This window comes from Streptomyces sp. NPDC052910, assembly GCF_055585605.1.
Map to the genome: position 1 here is coordinate 365,716 of NZ_JBVJJR010000007.1, position 17,873 is coordinate 383,588.

A 17,873-nucleotide genomic window follows, 5' to 3' on the forward strand; every position below is an offset into this window, starting at 1 on the left:
CGACGGCGGGGGACGGGCCCCGGGTTCGCCCGTGCTTCGCGCCGGAGGTGGAATGGGCTCATGACGGAGACCCCCAACGGCCCGGTCGCGGGCCCGCCGCCGGAGATCCGCGCGGCCCTCGACGCGCACACCACGCTCACCCTCGCCTACGGCGACGAGGAGGGACCACAGGCGTGCGCGGTGTTCTACGCGGTGGGCAACCACCCTTCGTCCGTGCCGATTTCGGATGCCGGAGCGCACGACGAAGGACACGACGAAGGAATTTCCCTCTTCTTCGTCACCTCCACCACCACGCGCCACGGCCGCGCCCTCGCGTCCGGGAACGCCCGCGTCGCCTTCACCGCGCAACGTGACGATCAGGAGTGGACCGCCCTCACCGGCATCCAGGGCCGTGGCACCTGCCGCCTCCTCGACGGCGCGGACCGCGCGGCGGCCTGGGACGCGTACCGCACCCGCTTTCCCTACGTGGAGCGTTCGGAGCGGCTGCGGCAGGCCATGGAGCGGACCGAGCTGTGGGAGCTGCGTCCCGAGTGGCTCCGACTCGTCGACAACGGACGGGGATTCGGGCACCGGACGGAGTGGCGCCGGTAGGACGCCCGTTGCTGAAGAGGCGTGAGATTTGCTGTGCCAAACGAGATGAAGATGCGCCCAGCCGGTCGGATGATGAGAAAAGTAGGCACTCATACGGCGGGTACGGGGTGGAGCCCGGCCGGATCTCTCGTAGAGTTTTCGCGTGGGATCACTGCGCAATCCGATCGGGCCGCTTCCCTCCTCCATCTACTGGCGACGGAGGGGAGTTGCGCTTGCCGTGCTCGGCCTCCTCGTCCTGCTCGTGGTGTGGCTGCTCACACTCGGTGGTGAGGACGGGCCGTCCGACGGAAAGAACGGTGCGTCCAAGGGCGGTGGCGACTCCGGCGGTGCCACGATCACGCCCGGCCCGACGCCGTCGGGGCCGCACTACAGCCAACGGCCCGGCGGCCGTGACGAGTCGAACGGCGCCGGCGGATCGGGGAGCGGCGGCGGCAGCGGCGGCTCGGGATCCGGTTCGGGCGGCGGCAGCGTCGGCGGTCTGGGGACGGTCGGCGGGGGCAGCGGCGGCGGAACCGGGGGCACGGGCGGCGGTTCGGGGAGCGGCGGCGGCTCCGCCGGCGGCGGCAGTGGTTCCGGCGGCGCCGGTGGTACGGGCAGCGGGCCCGGCGCGGGGCCGGCCGCGGGCGTGCTGGGGGCCGGTGACGCCAAGGTGCTGGCCAAGGGCTCGCCGGTGCCTGACTGTACGTCAGCTACGTTCCGCGTGACGGTGCGCAGCGTCAAGGGCTCCTACGGGCCGGGCGAGCGCCCGAAGTTCGAGATCGTGCTCAAGAACACGGGCAGTGGCGCCTGCAAGGTCGACATCGGTTCACCGACCGCCCTTCTCAAGATCACCGACCCGGCCGGGACCCAGCACGTGTGGGCGTCCGACGACTGCCCGCGCGGGCGCGGCGAGGTGCTGGTGGAGGTGCCCGGCTCGGGCGAGACCAAGCGCACCCTGGAGTGGGACCGCAAGCGCAGCGCCCCGCAGTGCGCCCCCCCGACGGCCGGCCCGGTGGCGGTGGCGGGCACCTACCGGGTCGAGGTGAAGATCGGCGGCGTCGTCGACCGCGGGCAGTTCGTCCTGGACAAGGGCTGAGCGCCCGGTGGTCCTGGGCGGCGCCTGGCGGTCCTGGGCGGGGGCTGAGTGCCTGGCCGTCCTGGACAAGGGCTGAGCACCGTCTGAACAGGGGCCGTGCATCCGGTCGCGGGAGCGTACCGGCCCGCGGCCGCGGGCGCGCGGGCACGGAAAAGAGGGGCCCCGAGGGGCCCCTCTTCGCGTAAGTCCCGTACGCCGCCGGCCGTCGTGGGCGCCGGCGGCTTGCCCGTACCGCTACACGTACCGCTCGAGGATCGACGACTCGGCCAGGCGGGACAGCCCTTCCCGGACCGAGCGGGCGCGGGCCTCGCCGACGCCCTCCACGGCCTGGAGGTCGTCCACGCTCGCGGCCAGCAGCTTCTGCAGCCCGCCGAAGTGCTCCACCAGCCGCTCGATGATCGCACCGGGCAGTCGCGGCACCTTGGCGAGCAGGCGGTAGCCCCGGGGCGAGACCGCCGAGTCCAGCGTCTCCGGCGAGCCGCTGTAACCCAGGGCCCGGGCGACGATGGGCAGTTCGAGGAGCTCGGTGTGGCTGAGCGCGTCGAGCTCGGTCAGTGCCTCCGGAACCGTGCGGGTGCGCTTGGCGGTGGGCTCGGGGACGTAGTCCCGGACCACCAGGTCGCGCTCCGGCTCCACGCCCGCGATCAGCTCGTCGAGCTGGAGGGAGAGCAGCCGGCCGTCGGTGCCCAGCTCGACGACGTACTCCGCGATCTCCGTGGCGATGCGCCGCACCATCTCCAGGCGCTGCGAGACGGCCGTGACGTCCCGGACGGTGACCAGGTCCTCGATCTCCAGGGCGGAGAGCGTGCCGGCCACCTCGTCCAGGCGGAGCTTGTACCGCTCCAGGGTGGCCAGCGCCTGGTTGGCGCGGGACAGGATCGCGCCGGACTCCTCCAGCACGCGCCGCTCCCCGTCCACGTACAGCGCGATCAGCCGCATGGACTGGCTCACGGAGACGACGGGGAAGCCGCACTGGATGGAGACCCGCTGCGCCGTGCGGTGCCGGGTGCCGGTCTCCTCCGTCGGGATCGACGCGTCCGGCACGAGCTGCACGCCCGCCCGGACGATCTTGGTGATGTCCTTGTCGAGGATCAGCGCCCCGTCGAGCTTGCACAGCTCGCGGAGCCTGGTCGCGGAGAACTCCACATCGAGGACGAAACCGCCGGTGCACATCGAGTCGACGGTCTTGTCCATGCCGAGGACGATGAGCCCGCCCGTATTGCCGCGAAGAACGCGCTCAAGGCCGTCGCGCAGGGCCGTGCCGGGCGCGACGGCGCTCAGCGAGGCGCGCATCAGCCCGTCGGCATGGGAGCCACCGGAGCCGCCCCCGGCCCTGCCGGGGCCCGATGCCCGGTCGTTGGCTGCCACTGCACTCCTCCGGTCGCATGGTCAACGGTGGCCGCGGACCGCCCCCGCGCCCCCGTTTCCGGTCGCGTGCTGGGGGAGGGCGGGACCAGGGGAAAGTCTACTGGCGCCGAGCCGATTGAAGAGGGGCGTCCTCCGGCCGGGCTCGCGCCGGAGCCTCCCCGCCGCCGGCGGCCCCGCCGTCACCCCCGGCGGACCGGCGCCGCCCGCGCGGGAGTACCCGCAGCGCATCGGCTATGTCGGCGACCTCGAGCACCCGCATCCCGGCGGGCACCTTGCCCGGGTCGGACGGCACCAGGGCGTGCGTGAAACCGAGCCGGTGCGCCTCCGCGAGCCGGCGCTGGACGCCCGTGACCCGCCTGACCTCGCCCGCGAGCCCCACCTCGCCGATGGCCACCAGGTTCTTCGGCAGCGGGGTGTCGCTCGCGGCACTGGCCAGGGCCAGGGCGACGGCCAGGTCGGCGGCCGGCTCGGAGAGCTTCACGCCGCCGACGGTCGCGCTGTAGATGTCCCGCTTGCCGAGGGCGCTGATGCGGCCCCGCTGTTCGAGCACCGCCAGCATCATCGAGACCCGGGAGGTCTCCAGGCCCGAGGTGGTGCGCCGGGGCGAGGGGATCTGGGAGTCCACCGTGAGCGCCTGCACCTCGGCCACCAGCGGACGGCGGCCCTCCAGGGTGACCGTCAGACAGGTGCCCGGCACCGGCTCCGCCCGGCGGGTCAGGAACAGCCCGCTCGGGTCGGCCAGGCCGATGATGCCCTCGTCGTGCAGCTCGAAGCAGCCGACCTCGTCCGTCGCCCCGTAGCGGTTCTTCACGCCCCGGACCAGGCGCAGCCGGGCGTGCCGGTCGCCCTCGAAATGCAGCACGACGTCCACTAGGTGCTCCAGCAGCCGGGGGCCGGCGATCGCGCCGTCCTTCGTCACATGGCCGACGAGCAGCGTTGACATCCCGCGCTCCTTCGAGGCGCGGATGAGGGCACCGGCCACCTCCCGCACCTGGGCCATGCCGCCGGGGGCGCCGTCGATCTCCGGGGAGGCGACGGTCTGCACCGAGTCCAGGATCAGCAGCGAGGGCTTGACCGAGTCCAGATGGGCGAGGACGGCCGACAGGTCCGTCTCGGCGGTCAGGTACAGGTGCTCCGACAGCGCGCCGATCCGGTCCGCCCGCAGCCGCACCTGGCTCGCCGACTCCTCGCCCGTCACGTACAGCGTCCGGTGCTCGTCGGACGCCGCCTTCGCCGCGACGTCCAGCAGCAGCGTGGACTTGCCGACGCCCGGCTCGCCCGCCAGCAGCACCACCGCCCCCGGCACCAGCCCGCCGCCCAGCACCCGGTCGAGCTCCGGGACGCCCGTGCCGCGCGCGGTGGCCTGCCGGCCGTCCACCTGGCCGATGGGCAGCGCGGCGGATGTGACCCGCCCGGGCGCGGTCGTCCGCACGGCGGGCGCGCCGTACTCCTCGACCGTCCCCCACGCCTGGCACTCCGGACAGCGGCCGAGCCACTTCGCGGTGGTCCAGCCGCACTCGGTGCAGCGATAAGAGGGCCGGTCCTTGGCGGACGAGCGGGAGGTACGGGCAGCCATGTGAGTCACCGTAGCGGCAACCACTGACAACGCTCCGGCGCTTCGCCCTCCGGCACGGGAGTGAGGGAGGTTCCGCAACCCGCGGGCGGAGGCGGGCGGACTGGATTCCGGGGGTTTTCACCGAGGCGGGCGGGTCGCCCCGCCGCTCCGTCCGCCGGGGTGTGCGGGCCGGTCGGCCGCCTGTTCCGCCCCCGGGGCCGGGGCGACCGCCCGCCGGCATCACCACCGCCGGGCCGCGGCGGAGTCGGGTGGTCAGGCGGGTCGTCCCCCCGCTCGTCCCGTGCTGGCCGGGGCGCTCGCGGTGCCCTGACCCGCGGCGCCGTCCTGACGTTCGGCGCCGTTCCGGAAGTCCGTACCGACCCGGGAGGCCGTGGCAATGGCCGGTGCCGGTCGCCCCGGGCGTTCATGCCTCGGCCCGGACCGGCTCTCGCAGCACGCACTCGGCGCGCTCCGCCGTTCTCGCGCACCCGGTCCGCCCCGGCGTACCCCGGCGCGCTCCGCGCCGTGACGTCGCCCGGAACGTACCGTTACAGCGGCCTTTCTCAGGATGAGCTCCCCCGTACGGGGTAAACCCGGCTGAGCATCGCGAAGCGCCCATCCGGGTCGCCCTACGGTCGCCGGAATGATGACGAGCAGGTATGAGCAGCCCCCGCACGCCCCCGGCGGGTCCCGGCCGCCCCACCGCGCGGGGGGCGGTCCGCGGCCCCCGGTCGTCACGCCCGCGCCGGGCGGCCCGCCACCGTCGGCGGTGCCGAACCTCCGACTCTCCCGGGCGGCCCCGCACCTCGACGGCCTCTACACGTACTGCCTGTTCCTCCTCGGCGAGCCCGACATGGCCACCTGCGCCCTCGCCGAGGCCCTGGCCCTGGCGGAGCGCCGCGCCGACCGAGCCCCGTCCGGCCCGATCCGGACCTGGCTGTACGCCCTGACCCGCTGGGCTTGCAGACGACGCCTGGTCGCCGGGCCGGCGGGGTCCGGGAACTCCGCGGATCCGGCGGGACCGGCGGGCGCGGCGGGGCTCGCGGGCCCCTTCGATCCTTCCGAGCCGGGCGGGACGGGCAGGCCGGGCGGACCGGTGGAGTCGGCGCGGCCGGGCGAATCGGCGGCGGCGACGGGCGGGCCCGGACGGGTGGGACCCGGCACCCGCCCGGTCCTCCGGCACCTCGCCGGGCCCGGGCTGCCGCCCTGGCCGGAGGCGGCGGGGACGGACGCACTACAGCGCGAGGCGCTGGAACTGTCCGTGCGGCACGGTCTGCCGGCCCGCGACGTGGCCACCGTGCTGGGGCTCCAGCCCGACGCGGCCCGGGCCCTGCTCGCCGGTGCCGCCTGCGAGGTCGAACGCACCCGCACCGCGCTCGCGGTCGCCGCCGCCGGCCGCTGCCCGGTCGTCGTCCGCTTCACCGCCGGCGGGTACGCCGGCGCGCTGCTCGGTCCCGCCGTCCGCGGCGAGCTGGTCCGGCACGTGGACGAGTGCGCCGACTGCCGGCGTACGGCGGAACGGGTGACCGCGGGCGCTCCCTGGCCGGGCACCGCCGCCTCCCGCGCGGAACTCCCCCTCCTCGAAGCCCCCCTCGCCGCTCTCCAGGCCGCCCTGCGGCACGCCCGCGCCACCCGCCCGAGCGGTCCGCGCTACGACCGCGAGGGCTATCCGCTGCCGCCCGCGGACCGGCCGGGCCGGCGCACCTGGCTGCGCCACCGCGCCGTCACCACCACCGTCGTGGCGACGGTCGCCGCCGCGCCCGCGCTGGTGCTGTGGGCCGCCTACCGGGAGTCGCCGACGGGCGGCCAGGACGGCCCGTCCTCCGGGGAGGGCGCCGTCACGGCCGGCGAGACGCCCCCCGACGACGACGCGCGCTCCCCACGCGCCCCCGCCCCTGCCCCCGACCCCGCTCCGCCTGCCGACCCCGGCGACGGGGACCGGGTGGAGCGTCTGGGCGAGACCGGTGGCGCCGGCGGCACGAGGGGCGCGGGTGACGCGGGTGACGTCAATGACGCGGATGACGCCGGCCGTACCGGCGCCACCGGTCGCGTCGGTGACGCGAGAGGGGCAAGAGGCTCCGGGGACTTCGGGGGAGCCCGGGCCGTCGGCTACGTCCGCGGCTTCGGCCGCCTCACTCCCGCCCCCGGCCACGCTGCCGCCCCCGACGCGGGACACGGTGGGAGCGCCGGGAACGCCGCTCCGGCTGCTGCCGTCCCCCACCCGGCTGCCGATACCTCCGGCGTCCCCACGACCTCCGGCGACACGGACGGCTCGTCTCCCGCCGCTCCCTCACCCGCCTCCCGCGGCGCCGAGCCCCGGCCCCTGACCTCGGCCCCGTCCGCGCCTGCCTCCCCGCCGCCCGGGCCGCCGCCCGCAGCCTTCTCCCCGCCCTCGCGTGTCCGAGCCGCCCCGGCCACCCCGTCCGACCCGTGGGCGGAATTCGGACGGCTGACCGTCGCGGCCCAGCCGAACGGCCCGGACACGCTCGTCACGGTCACGGCCGTCGGCGGCGAGGTGCACTGGGCGGCCACACCCGGCGCGGCCTGGCTGCGGCTGGGCCGGACGGGCGGCGTGCTGCTCCCCGGCCGCTCCCTGACCTTCACGGTCGCCACCGATCCCGACCGGGAACCGGCCGATCCCTGGCGGACCCAGGTCCGACTGGCCCCGGGCCCCGCCACGGTGCCGGTCGACGGTCCGGGCCGGCTCCGGCGGGACGGGATCCGGTGAGAGGGGACTCGGTGAGGCGGGATTTGGTGCGACGGGGCTCGGCGAGACGGGACCCGGTGCGACGGGACTCGGCGCGGCAGGATCCGGTGCGATGGCCGGTGGGACGGCCGGCCGGGGCGCGGATGCGCGAGGAGGGGGCTGCCGGCCCGGCCGGCTGACCCACCGGGCCCGCCGGAGCGGGATCCGTTGCGGCGGCCGGTGGGGCGGCCGGGGCGCGGGTGCGCGAGGGCGGGGCTGCCGGCCCGGCCGGCTAACCCACCGGGTCCGCCGGATGCGGAGCCATCGGCAGCAGCGAGGCCATCCGCTCCTCGCACAGCTCCACCAGCCGCGCGTACCCCTTCTTCCCCATCAGCTCCACCAGCTCGGCACGGTAGGTGACGTACACCGGCTCACCGGCGCCGTGCGCCGAGCGCGCGGAGGTGCACCACCAGTGGAGGTCGTGACCGCCGGGGCCCCAGCCCCGCCGGTCGTACTCGCCGATGGTGACCTGGAGGACCTGGGTGTCGTCGGGCCGGTCGATCCAGTCGTAGGTGCGGCGGACGGGCAACTGCCAGCACACGTCCGGCTTGGTCTCCAGCGGTTCCCGGTCCTCCCGCAGGGCCAGGATGTGCAGGGCGCAGCCGACGCCGCCCGCGAAGCCGGGGCGGTTCTGGAAGATGCAGGACCCCTTCCACCGGCGCGTCTGCCGTTCGCCGTCCTCGTCGAGCTGCGTCCAGCCGCCCGCCGAGGTGCCCTCGTCGTGGAACTGCCAGATGTCGGGGGTGAGCCGCGCCACGTGCCCGGCCACCCGCCGCTCGTCGTCCTCGTCGGAGAAGTGGGCGCCCAGCGTGCAGCAGCCGTCGTCCGCCCGGCCCGCCTTGATGCCCTGGCAGCCGCTGCCGAAGACGCAGGTCCACCGGGAGGTGAGCCAGGTCAGGTCGCAGCGGAAGACCTGTTCGTCGTCGGCCGGGTCCGGGAACTCGACCCAGGCACGGGCGAAGTCGAGCCCGACCTCGTCGGGCACGTTCCGCTGCCGGGGAGCCTGCTGCGCGGGGGCCTTCGCCTTCTTCGTCTTTGCCACACCTCAAGCCTATGTGTCCCCACCGGTCCCAGTAGCGTGCACGACATGAGACTCGGTGTCCTGGACGTGGGATCGAACACGGTCCACCTGCTGGTGGTGGACGCGCACCCCGGCGCCCGCCCGCTGCCCGCCCACTCCCACAAGGCCGAGCTGCGCCTCGCGGAACTGCTCGACGGCTCCGGGGCCGTCACCGACGCCGGTGTCGAGCGTCTCGTGGACGTCGTCAGGGACGCGCTCCGGGCGGCCGAGGACAAGGGCGTCGAGGAAGTCCTGCCGTTCGCCACCTCCGCCGTCCGCGAGGCGCCCAACGCGGACGCCGTCCTCGCCCGTGTCCAGGAGGAGACCGGCGTCCGGCTGTCGGTGCTCTCCGGCGAGGAGGAGGCGCGGCTCACCTTCCTCGCCGTCCGCCGCTGGTTCGGCTGGTCGTCCGGCAAGCTGCTGGTCCTCGACATCGGCGGCGGCTCCCTGGAGATCGCCTTCGGGCAGGACGAGGACCCCGACGCCGCCGTCTCCCTCCCGCTCGGCGCCGGCCGCCTCACCTCCGCCCGGCTGCCCGGGCCGGTGCCCGACCCCGAGGACGTCCGGGCGCTGCGCCGGCACGTCCGCGCGGAGATCGCCCGGACGGTCGGCGAGTTCGCCCGGCTGGGCACCCCCGACCACGTGGTCGCCACCTCCAAGACCTTCAAGCAGCTCGCCCGCATCGCCGGCGCCCCGGGCTCCGGCGCCGGCCTGCTCGCCCAGCGCACCCTCACCCGCAAGGCGCTGGAGGAGTGGGTCCCCCGGCTGGCCGCGATGACCCCCGAACAGCGGGCCGCGCTGCCCGGCGTCTCGGCGGGCCGGGCCCCGCAGCTTCCCGCCGGGGCGCTGGTCGCGGAGGCCGCGCTGGACCTGTTCGGGGTGGACGAGGTCGAGCTGTGTCCGTGGGCGCTGCGGGAGGGCGTCATCCTGCGGAGGCTGGACCACCTGCCCGCCGTGTGACGGGCGGTCGTACGCTGTCCTTCGTGACAGAGCCAGTGGTGCGCATCCCGGATGCGAAGGTCGCCCTGTCCACGGCCTCGGTCTACCCGGAGTCCACGGCGACGGCCTTCGAGATCGCCGCCCGTCTGGGCTACGACGGCGTCGAGGTCATGGTCTGGACCGACCCGGTCAGCCAGGACATCGACGCCCTGCGCAGACTCTCCGACTACCACCGGATGCCCATCCTCGCCGTCCACGCGCCCTGCCTGCTGATCACCCAGCGCGTCTGGTCCACCGACCCCTGGGTCAAGCTCCAGCGGGCGAAGTCGGCGGCCGAACGGCTCGGCGCGAGCACGGTCGTCGTCCACCCGCCGTTCCGCTGGCAGCGGTCCTACGCCCGGGAGTTCGTGCGCGGCGTCTGGCGGATGGCCGACGAGACGGACGTCCGCTTCGCCGTGGAGAACATGTACCCCTGGCGCTACCGGGACCGAGAGCTCCTCGCCTACGCGCCCGACTGGGACGTCACCAAGGACGACTACCGGCACTTCACCGTCGACCTCTCGCACACGGCGACGGCCCGCACGGAGGCGCTCGACATGATCGCCCGAATGGGCGACCGGCTCGCGCACGTCCACCTCGCCGACGGCAACGGCTCCAACAAGGACGAGCACCTGGTCCCCGGGCGCGGCAAGCAGCCCTGCGCCGAGCTGCTGGAGCGGCTGGCGGTCAGCGGGTTCGACGGCCACATCGTCGTCGAGGTCAACACCCGGCGGGCCATGTCGACCGCCGAGCGCGAGGCGGACCTGGCGGAGGCACTGGCCTTCACCCGGCTGCACCTCGCCTCGCCGACGGGCGCGGCCCGGCCGTGACCTCCGTGGAGCCGCCGTCCCCGCCCCGGCGGCGTGGTCGCCCGCCCAGAGCCGAGGCCGGGAACGGCCCCGGCGCCCGCGAACGCATCGTCGCCGCCGCCCGCGCGGAGTTCGCCGAACGCGGCTACGACAAGGCGTCCATCCGCGCCATCGCCAAGGGCGCGGACGTCGACCCCGCCCTCGTCCACCACTACTTCGGCCCCAAGGAAAAGGTGTTCGCGGCGGCCGTGGAGGTCGCCTTCGCGCCCGCGCTGCCCGCCCCGGATGTGCTGCTGGAGGGCGACCGGGAGCACGCGGGCGAGCGCATCACCCGCTTCATCCTCGGCGTCTGGGAGAACCCCGTCACCCGCGAGCCGGTGCTGGCCATCCTCCGCTCGGCCGTCGTCAACGAGACGGCGGCGTCGGTCTTCCGCGACCTCGTCACGCGACGGCTGATGCTGCGCATCGCCGGGGGGCTGGGCATCCCGGACGCCCGGTTGCGTTCCGAGATCGCGGCGGCGCATCTGGTGGGGGTGGTGATGCTGCGGCATGTGATCAAGGTGGAGCCGTTGGCGTCGGCGGACTTCGACGCGGTGGTGCGGATGGTGGCGCCGGCGGTGCAGCGGCATTTGGAGGGGGGGTAGGCCCCGGTCCCTTCCCCGGAGGGGGCACCCCCATTTCGCCGTTCATTTCGCCGTTTTTTGCGGGGGCAAGCCCCCGCACCCCCGAAACCGCGCTCCGCGCGGTTGTCCTCAAACGCCGGACGGGCTGAGTGGTGCGCCCGCACCGGGGTGCATCTCACATCCCGGAAACCGTGTCCGGATCACGGATCCCCCACGTACCCTCGAACCCACACCACGACGAGCGGAGCGAACATGCCCGAGCTGAGGTCCCGTACCGTCACCCACGGCCGCAACATGGCGGGCGCCCGAGCCCTTCTGCGCGCCGCGGGTGTAGCGCGCGAGGACTTCGGCAAGCCGATCATCGCGGTGGCGAACAGCTTCACGGAGTTCGTGCCGGGCCACACCCACCTCCAGCCGGTCGGCCGGATCGTCTCCGAGGCGATCAAGGCAGCGGGCGGCGTGCCGCGCGAGTTCAACACCATCGCCGTGGACGACGGCATCGCCATGGGCCACGGCGGCATGCTGTACTCCCTCCCCTCCCGCGACCTGATCGCCGACTCGGTCGAGTACATGACCGAGGCGCACTGCGCGGACGCGCTGATCTGCATCTCCAACTGCGACAAGATCACGCCGGGCATGCTGATGGCCGCCCTCCGCCTGAACATCCCCACCGTCTTCGTCTCCGGCGGCCCTATGGAGGCCGGCAAGACGACGCTCGTCGACGGCACGGTCCGTACCAACCTCGACCTGATCAGCGCGATGTCCGAGGCCGTCTCCGAGTCCGTCTCGGACGAGGACCTGGCCCGCATCGAGGAAGCCGCCTGCCCCACCTGCGGCTCCTGTTCCGGCATGTTCACCGCCAACTCCATGAACTGCCTGGTCGAGGCGCTGGGCCTGGGCCTTCCCGGCAACGGCTCGGTGCTCGCCACGCACACCGCCCGCAAGGAGCTCTACGAGGCCGCGGGCCGCACGGTCGTCGAGATCACCCGCCGCTGGTACGAGCAGGACGACGCGACGGTCCTGCCGCGCTCGGTCGCCTCCCTCGCCGCCTTCGAGAACGCGATGGCCCTCGACGTCGCCATGGGCGGCTCCACCAACACCGTCCTCCACCTGCTGGCCGCCGCCCAGGAGGCCGGGCTCGACTTCGGCATGACCCACATCGACGCCGTCTCCCGCCGCGTCCCCTGCGTCTGCAAGGTCGCGCCCAACGGCTCGTACCACATGGAGGACGTGCACCGGGCCGGCGGCATCCCCGCCATCCTCGGCGAGCTCCACCGCGCGGGCCACCTGCACGAGGACGTGCACAGCGTGCACGCCGACTCGCTCGCCGAGTGGCTCAAGCGCTGGGACGTGCGCGGCGGTTCACCCGCGCCCGAGGCCGTCGAGATGTTCCACGCCGCCCCCGGCTGCGTCCGCTCGGCCGAGGCGTTCTCGCAGTCCGAGCGCTGGGAGACGCTCGACCTCGACGCCGCCAACGGCTGCATCCGCGACACCGCCCACGCCTACTCCGCCGACGGCGGCCTCGCCGTGCTCTACGGCAACCTCGCCGAGGACGGCTGCGTCGTGAAGACCGCCGGTGTCGACGAGTCGATCTGGACGTTCGAGGGACCGGCGGTCGTCGTCGAGTCCCAGGAGGAGGCGGTGGACGCCATCCTCACCAAGCGCGTCAAGGAGGGCGACGTGGTCGTCGTCCGCTACGAGGGCCCCAAGGGCGGTCCGGGCATGCAGGAGATGCTCTACCCCACCTCGTTCCTCAAGGGCCGCGGCCTGGGCGCCAAGTGCGCGCTGATCACCGACGGCCGCTTCTCCGGCGGCACCTCGGGCCTGAGCATCGGCCACGCCTCGCCCGAGGCGGCGTCCGGCGGCACCATCGCGCTCGTCGAGGACGGCGACCGCATCCGCATCGACATCCCGTCCCGGAGCATCGAACTCGTCGTGCCGGACGAGGAACTGGCGTCCCGCCGTGCCGCCCTCGGCGGCGTCTACGCGCCCCGGAACCGGGAGCGCAAGGTCTCGCAGGCGCTGCGTGCCTACGCGGCCATGGCGACCAGCGCGGACAAGGGCGCGGTGCGGGACATCGCCAAGCTGGGCTGACCGCCCTGCGCGGCGCGCACCCGGGTGATCCTTCCGGGTGGCGGGACATGGAGGGCGGCGGCCGGGCAACACGTCCCCCCATGGCACCGAGTGGACTCAACCAGGACCGAACGGACGACGCCCCCTGCCGCCGCCCCCGATCCCACCCGCCCCGCCTGCGCGCCGCGCTGCTGGCCGTCTGCGGCGCGGCGACGGCCGGGGCGCTCCTCGCCGGGTGCGGGGACGACGACGGCGGGGCCGCCTCCTCGTCGGCCGGCGCCTCGCCGTCCGGCTCCCGCGCGCCGTCGGTGACGGGCCCGTCCCCCGCCCCCGAGCGGCCGCTCACCACCGACCAGGCCGAGCGCAAGGCGCTGATCCCGGCCGCCAGGACCGGCTGGGAACAGGCCGCCCGCACCGCGACGGGCGGTGTCGCGGGCAGCAGGCTCGTCGCCGCCGAACTCAAGCGCGCCCCGGACGGCGGGCCCGAATGGCACGTCGAGGTCGCCACGGACGACGGAACGGCCCATTCCGTCGTCGTCGACGCCGTCACCGGAAAGGTCGAGAAGTCGTCCGCCGACACCGACCGGGACGGCGACGACAAACGGGAACGCGCCGACCACCTCACGTCGGCTCGCGTCCTCCCGCAGGACGCCGCCGCGACGGCCACCGACCGGAAAAAGGGGACGGTCACCACGCTCGAACTCGAGACGAGCGACGAGAAGACCGGAGGAAGCAAGAAGCTGATCTGGAAGGTGGATGTCGTGACCCCGAACGACTGGAACAAGACCACGTACGACATCGACGCGACCGACCGGGCGGTCTTGCGGGAGCACGTCGACCGCGACTGACGGCACCGGGGCCACACTCCGCACGGAAGCGCGTCCGACCGGACCGGCCCCACCGGACGCACCTCGCCGCGACTGCCGGTACCGCGCGACTGCCGGTACCGCGAGGCGACCGGCCGCCGAGACCGGCCGGCCCACGGACGCCGTACGCCCGGCCGGCCGCCGCGGGCCGCCCCGCCCGGCGGCGGCCCCTCGACGCCGGCGCTCCGGTCGACGCCGGTGCCCCCGTCGGCGCAGGTGCTCCCGTTCAACGCCAGTGCTCCGGCTCCCGCCCGTTCAGCGCGAACACCGTCCCGTCGGGCGCGGAGCCGTACACCTTCCCGCGCGCCGCCACGGGCGGCGGCAGCACGCCCGGGAAGCCCTGCCCGGCCCGCGCCAGCCGCGGTTTCGTCTGGCCCAGCAGCTCGCCCCCGAGTGCGTCCACCGCTAACAGACGGCCGTCCGCCGCCGAGAAGTACACCCTGCGGTGGTCGGCCACCAGCGCCGACGCGTTGGCCACCGACGTCTCCGTCCGCCACAACTGGACGCCCCGTTCGGTGTCCACCGAGGTCAGCCCGCCGTCGTTCGACAGGATGTAGACGGCGTCCCGCCGCGCCACCGCGCTCGCCGCGATCACCGGCGCGCTCAGCAGCACCCGGCGCTCCCGCCGTGCCGCCGGGTCGTACCGCACCACCGCTGAGACCCTGTTGTCCGTGTCGGCGGCGGTCAGGCAGAGCCCGCCGTCCCACCGCGCGCCGACGACCGACAGGCTGCCGGTCGCCGTCCACTGCCACAGCGTCTTGCCGGTGAGGGGGTCCACGGCGACGATCCGCGTGGACCGCCCGTCGTCCCACGGTGCGACGGCGTAGGCAGGGCCGGTGCCGTAGGAGGAGAAGACCGGAGTGCGGAAACCAGGGACACCGTGCCGCCACCGCTCCTTGTGCGTCCGCGCGTCCAGCGCCGTGACCGTGCCGTCCTCGGCGACCAGCAGGACGGTGTCCCCCGCGAAGTAGACCCGCCCCGGGAACCGCGTCACGTCCCCCGCCCAGCGCTGCGCCCCCGAGGCGGCGTCGAGGGCGAGCAGCCGACGGCCGTCGGCGGACAGGACGTGCACCAGACCGCCGGCGACGACGGGCGCCGCCGGCGCCGTGTCCGGCCGCCGGGCGCCCTCCTCGCGCCGCCACGCCACCTTGCCGTCGTAACTGTCGATGCGCACGGCGAGGAGGCCGGGGGCGGAGCAGTACAGCGCGCCCTCGGCGTGGTCACAGAAGGCCGGACGGGCCTCGCCGCGCCGCCCGGGAGGCTTCCCCGGCAGCGACACCTGCCACGGCTGCCAGACGGTGCTCGCGGAGGAGGCGCGGGTCTGCAGCGGCTCGTCCTCGGTGTCGGCCTGCCGTACGGCCCATCCGGCGCCCACGCCCAGCGCGACGGTCGCCAGCGCCCCCACCGCGAACCAGGTGACGCGCCGCCACCGTGACCGGCCCGCCGGGTCCGCTTGCGCCACCTCGCCCCCGCCCCGGCCCGCTCCCTGGGCCGGGAGCCGCGCGGGATGGGTGACGGGAGTGTCGGCGCGCGCGGGACGGGCCTCCGCCCGGGGCGGACGCAGGGCCCGGCGGGGCGGCCGGGGCGGCGGCTTGTACGAGACGTCCGGCAGCCGGGGCGCGGCCTCCGGCAGCCACGGGGGAGCGGGCCGCGCGTCCGGCGCGGGCGCCGGCAGCCGGGACATGATGACGTCCGGTGTCGGCCGCAGCCCGGGATCCTTCGCCAGACAGTCCCTGAGCAGCGGGACGAGGTCCTCCGGCACCCCCTCCAGCTCCGGCTCGTCGTGCACCACCTGGTACGCCACCAGGTACGGGCTGTCGGACGCGAACGGCCCGCGCCCGGTCGCCGCGTGGACGAGGACGGACGCCAGCGCGAACACGTCCGCGGCGGGCCCCACTTCGCGCGGCCGCTGGAACTGCTCGGGCGCCATGAACGGCGGGGTGCCGACGAGCTTCCCCGTCTCCGTCCGCAACTCGCTGTCGTACGGCCGGGAGATGCCGAAGTCGATGACCTTCGGCCCGTCCTCGGAGAGCAGTACGTTGCTCGGCTTCAGATCGCGGTGGACCACCCCGGCCCGGTGGATGTCGCGCAGCGCCTCCGTGAGGCCGGCCGCCAGCCGGCGCACCTCGTCCGGCGGCAGCGGGCCGTTCCGCTTGATGTACGCGGCGAGGGTCGGCCCGGCGATGCACAGCGTCGCCATCCACGGCCGCTCGCAGTCCGGGTCCGCGTCCACGACCGGGGCGGTGAACGCGCCGCTGACCCGGCGGGCCGCCGCCACCTCCTGCCGGAACCGCGCTCTGAACTCGGGGTCCGCCGCGTACTCGGCGTGCACGACCTTCACGGCGAGCCGCAGCCCCGAGGGTGAGTGCGCCAGGTGGACGACCCCCATGCCGCCCGCGCCGAGCCGACCCTCCAGGCGGTAGCGGCCCGCATACTCCGGATCCTCCGCTTCCGGGCCGTTCCCGGTATCGCGCAGCGGCGGCATTCCCCACCCCCGTGTCATGTCGGCCGCATAGGCGGCTTGCGGAGCCTAATCGATGGGGCACCTGATGCCCGGGAGGACGTGCCCGACCTTGCTAGCCTGCGCATGCCATCGGCCCGTCAACAACAGTTTCTTGACGGTCATTTCGAAACAGGGGAGGGCGCAACATGGCCAGCGACGAGATCGTCGAGGATCAGATCCGAAGCACGACCGAAGGCGGAACCGCCGTCACCGACGTACCGCCCGCGCCGTCCGTGGCATCCGTCCAGGCCGTGACCGACGCCGTCTTCTACCCGCTGGCCCCTGGTTACCAGGTGAACGTGCGCAGCGGCCCCAGCACCAGCAGCCGGCTGGTCAAGATCCTCTCGCCGGACACCCGCGTCGCCATCCGCTGCCAGACCCGCGGCGAAACCGTCTCGGGCCCCTGCGGAACGACAAACATCTGGGACAACATCGCGCCCGGTCAGTATGTATCCGACGCCTATGTGAAAACCGGAAGCAGCGACTTCGTGACGGTTCGGTGCGCGTAGCGATCGATATTGATCGTCTCTAACGGGTGGGGGCGGGACGGACGGCGACGTTCCCTCACACCTCTCTCCCGGGCATCCGGCACGGAGAGACGACGCCTCGGGGCAATAATCGGCGCATGAGCCCACAGAACCGGACAACCACGCCCGCCGGCCTTGTCGAGCCCGAGCCGATCCGGTTCTTCGGCACGACCTGGCTCGAGCACGACGGTGGGTACGCGTGGCGCCGCGCCGCCGTCGCCGTCGGCGGCTTGGCCGCGGCCGTGGCGGGTGCTCTGCTGCTCCGCCTCGGCTACCAGGGGCTCGCCATCGCCAAGGTGGGCGGCCTGGTGAACGTGATCGTCATCGTGGGGGTGGCGGTCTGTACGGCCCTGGCCTTCCGGCGCACGTGGGAGGGGTTCACCGGGCGGGCGCCGCAGGGGTCGCAAGGGGCGCGGGGGCCGCAGGGGTCACGTGGGGAAGGGGGAGACGGACGGGCCGGGGGTTCCTCTTCCCCTTCCTCTTCCTCCTCTTCCTCTTCCGCGTCCCCCTCGTCTCTCTCATCGGCTTCGTCAGGGCAGACCCTGATGCTGATCGGCTTCGTTGGCGTCTTCCTGGCCTGGTCCCTCCGTGCGCTCCAGGAGGCTCCCGGGGAGAAGCTGCGCCGGCGGGAGTACGAGGAGCGGGTGCGGCGCGCCACGACGAAGCGGGCCGCGAGGGGCAGGAAGTAGGGGGCGCGAAGTGAGGGCCGGGGGGTGGGCGCGAGCACTGCCGAACCTCGTGTAGAGTTCTTCGAGTTGCCACGGCGTCCGCGAGGAGGCCGGGGCGGCGCTTCACGCCACTCGGCGGGATCCTCTACTGCACGGCCCTTGAACGGGATCGATTTCGGCATGCCGGAATTCGGTTTCATTCGAGCCCGGGGCTCCGATTAGGAGCCGCGGGGGAAATCCGGTAAAGTAGTGATCACGCCGGAAGGCGCGGCAGTAACAAATAGTCGCACCACGGCGGGAACCCCCCTCCAACGGGGATCGGATTTCGAATCCGGGCCGGAAACGGAACGGAAAACGGATCTGGTAAGGTTGGAAACACCGAAGGGAAGCGCCCGGAGGAAAGCCTGAGAGAGTCTCTCGGGTGAGTACAA

General features: G+C 74.2%; 14 protein-coding genes. 10 read left to right on the forward strand and 4 right to left on the reverse strand.

Annotation, left to right across the window (positions count from 1 at the left end; genetic code table 11):
- Positions 1–60 precede the first annotated feature (60 nt).
- Together ACZ6X9_RS25655 and ACZ6X9_RS25660 are read left to right on the forward strand one after the other, a co-directional pair.
- Positions 61–591, forward strand: a complete 531-nt coding sequence (locus ACZ6X9_RS25655; RefSeq protein ID WP_469780342.1) for a pyridoxamine 5'-phosphate oxidase — start codon at positions 61–63, stop codon at positions 589–591.
- A 217-nt stretch (positions 592–808) separates the two neighbouring features.
- Positions 809–1,666 (forward strand): hypothetical protein, encoded by an 858-nt coding sequence (locus ACZ6X9_RS25660; protein ID WP_469780343.1) that lies wholly within the window; start codon positions 809–811, stop codon positions 1,664–1,666.
- A 234-nt stretch (positions 1,667–1,900) separates the two neighbouring features.
- On the opposite strand, the gene disA is transcribed toward ACZ6X9_RS25660, so the two are convergent.
- Both disA and radA read right to left on the reverse strand, forming a co-directional pair.
- A complete protein-coding gene (gene disA / locus ACZ6X9_RS25665) occupies positions 1,901–3,034 on the reverse strand; it encodes a DNA integrity scanning diadenylate cyclase DisA (protein WP_469780344.1) in 1,134 nt (377 codons plus the stop codon).
- A 97-nt stretch (positions 3,035–3,131) separates the two neighbouring features.
- Entirely contained in the window at positions 3,132–4,610 is a 1,479-nt protein-coding gene (radA, locus tag ACZ6X9_RS25670; protein ID WP_469780345.1) for a DNA repair protein RadA, read from the reverse strand.
- A 748-nt stretch (positions 4,611–5,358) separates the two neighbouring features.
- Between radA and ACZ6X9_RS25675 the strand changes: the two genes are divergently transcribed.
- Positions 5,359–7,317, forward strand: a complete 1,959-nt coding sequence (locus ACZ6X9_RS25675; RefSeq protein ID WP_469780346.1) for a hypothetical protein — start codon at positions 5,359–5,361, stop codon at positions 7,315–7,317.
- Positions 7,318–7,567: 250 nt separating this feature from the next.
- Here the strand turns inward: ACZ6X9_RS25675 and ACZ6X9_RS25680 are convergent, their stop codons facing one another.
- The gene (locus tag ACZ6X9_RS25680; RefSeq protein ID WP_469780347.1) at positions 7,568–8,377 is read right to left on the reverse strand and encodes a DUF3109 family protein; all 810 of its coding nucleotides are present in this window, start codon (positions 8,375–8,377) and stop codon (positions 7,568–7,570) included.
- 45 nt (positions 8,378–8,422) lie between these two features.
- Here ACZ6X9_RS25680 and ACZ6X9_RS25685 point away from each other — a divergent pair, with 45 nt between their 5' ends.
- From ACZ6X9_RS25685 to ACZ6X9_RS25705, 5 genes are all read left to right on the forward strand, one after another.
- Positions 8,423–9,355: a Ppx/GppA family phosphatase gene (locus ACZ6X9_RS25685; protein ID WP_469780348.1), complete on the forward strand. Its 933-nt coding sequence runs from the start codon at positions 8,423–8,425 to the stop codon at positions 9,353–9,355.
- A 35-nt stretch (positions 9,356–9,390) separates the two neighbouring features.
- Positions 9,391–10,203 (forward strand): sugar phosphate isomerase/epimerase family protein, encoded by an 813-nt coding sequence (locus ACZ6X9_RS25690; RefSeq protein ID WP_469780369.1) that lies wholly within the window; start codon positions 9,391–9,393, stop codon positions 10,201–10,203.
- On the forward strand, positions 10,200–10,826 hold the full coding sequence (locus ACZ6X9_RS25695) for a TetR/AcrR family transcriptional regulator (protein ID WP_469780349.1): 627 nt from the start codon (positions 10,200–10,202) through the stop codon (positions 10,824–10,826). The genes ACZ6X9_RS25690 and ACZ6X9_RS25695 overlap by 4 nt, the downstream gene beginning before the upstream one ends.
- A 231-nt stretch (positions 10,827–11,057) precedes the next feature.
- The gene (gene ilvD / locus ACZ6X9_RS25700; protein ID WP_469780350.1) at positions 11,058–12,899 is read left to right on the forward strand and encodes a dihydroxy-acid dehydratase; all 1,842 of its coding nucleotides are present in this window, start codon (positions 11,058–11,060) and stop codon (positions 12,897–12,899) included.
- Between the two features lie 80 nt (positions 12,900–12,979).
- Positions 12,980–13,726, forward strand: coding sequence for a PepSY domain-containing protein (locus ACZ6X9_RS25705; protein WP_469780351.1), 747 nt, complete (start codon positions 12,980–12,982; stop codon positions 13,724–13,726).
- A 244-nt stretch (positions 13,727–13,970) separates the two neighbouring features.
- Here the strand turns inward: ACZ6X9_RS25705 and ACZ6X9_RS25710 are convergent, their stop codons facing one another.
- Positions 13,971–16,229, reverse strand: coding sequence for a serine/threonine-protein kinase (locus tag ACZ6X9_RS25710; protein ID WP_469780370.1), 2,259 nt, complete (start codon positions 16,227–16,229; stop codon positions 13,971–13,973).
- A 164-nt stretch (positions 16,230–16,393) separates the two neighbouring features.
- On the opposite strand from ACZ6X9_RS25710, the gene ACZ6X9_RS25715 reads away from it, so the two are divergent.
- Both ACZ6X9_RS25715 and ACZ6X9_RS25720 read left to right on the forward strand, forming a co-directional pair.
- A complete protein-coding gene (locus ACZ6X9_RS25715; RefSeq protein WP_469780352.1) occupies positions 16,394–16,756 on the forward strand; it encodes an SH3 domain-containing protein in 363 nt (120 codons plus the stop codon).
- 116 nt (positions 16,757–16,872) lie between these two features.
- Positions 16,873–17,463, forward strand: coding sequence for an EamA/RhaT family transporter (locus ACZ6X9_RS25720; protein WP_469780353.1), 591 nt, complete (start codon positions 16,873–16,875; stop codon positions 17,461–17,463).
- Positions 17,464–17,873 lie beyond the last annotated feature (410 nt).

What these genes read in the sequence shown, in the direction of transcription:
- ACZ6X9_RS25655 (WP_469780342.1), top strand. Translation starts at nt 61, where the DNA reads ATGACGGAGACCCCCAACGGCCCGGTCGCGGGCCCGCCGCCGGAGATC.
- radA (WP_469780345.1), bottom strand. Translation starts at nt 4,610, where the DNA reads ATGGCTGCCCGTACCTCCCGCTCGTCCGCCAAGGACCGGCCCTCTTAT.
- ACZ6X9_RS25685 (WP_469780348.1), top strand. Translation starts at nt 8,423, where the DNA reads ATGAGACTCGGTGTCCTGGACGTGGGATCGAACACGGTCCACCTGCTG.
- ilvD (WP_469780350.1), top strand. Translation starts at nt 11,058, where the DNA reads ATGCCCGAGCTGAGGTCCCGTACCGTCACCCACGGCCGCAACATGGCG.
- ACZ6X9_RS25705 (WP_469780351.1), top strand. Translation starts at nt 12,980, where the DNA reads ATGGCACCGAGTGGACTCAACCAGGACCGAACGGACGACGCCCCCTGC.
- ACZ6X9_RS25710 (WP_469780370.1), bottom strand. Translation starts at nt 16,229, where the DNA reads ATGCCGCCGCTGCGCGATACCGGGAACGGCCCGGAAGCGGAGGATCCG.
- ACZ6X9_RS25715 (WP_469780352.1), top strand. Translation starts at nt 16,394, where the DNA reads ATGGCCAGCGACGAGATCGTCGAGGATCAGATCCGAAGCACGACCGAA.
- ACZ6X9_RS25720 (WP_469780353.1), top strand. Translation starts at nt 16,873, where the DNA reads ATGAGCCCACAGAACCGGACAACCACGCCCGCCGGCCTTGTCGAGCCC.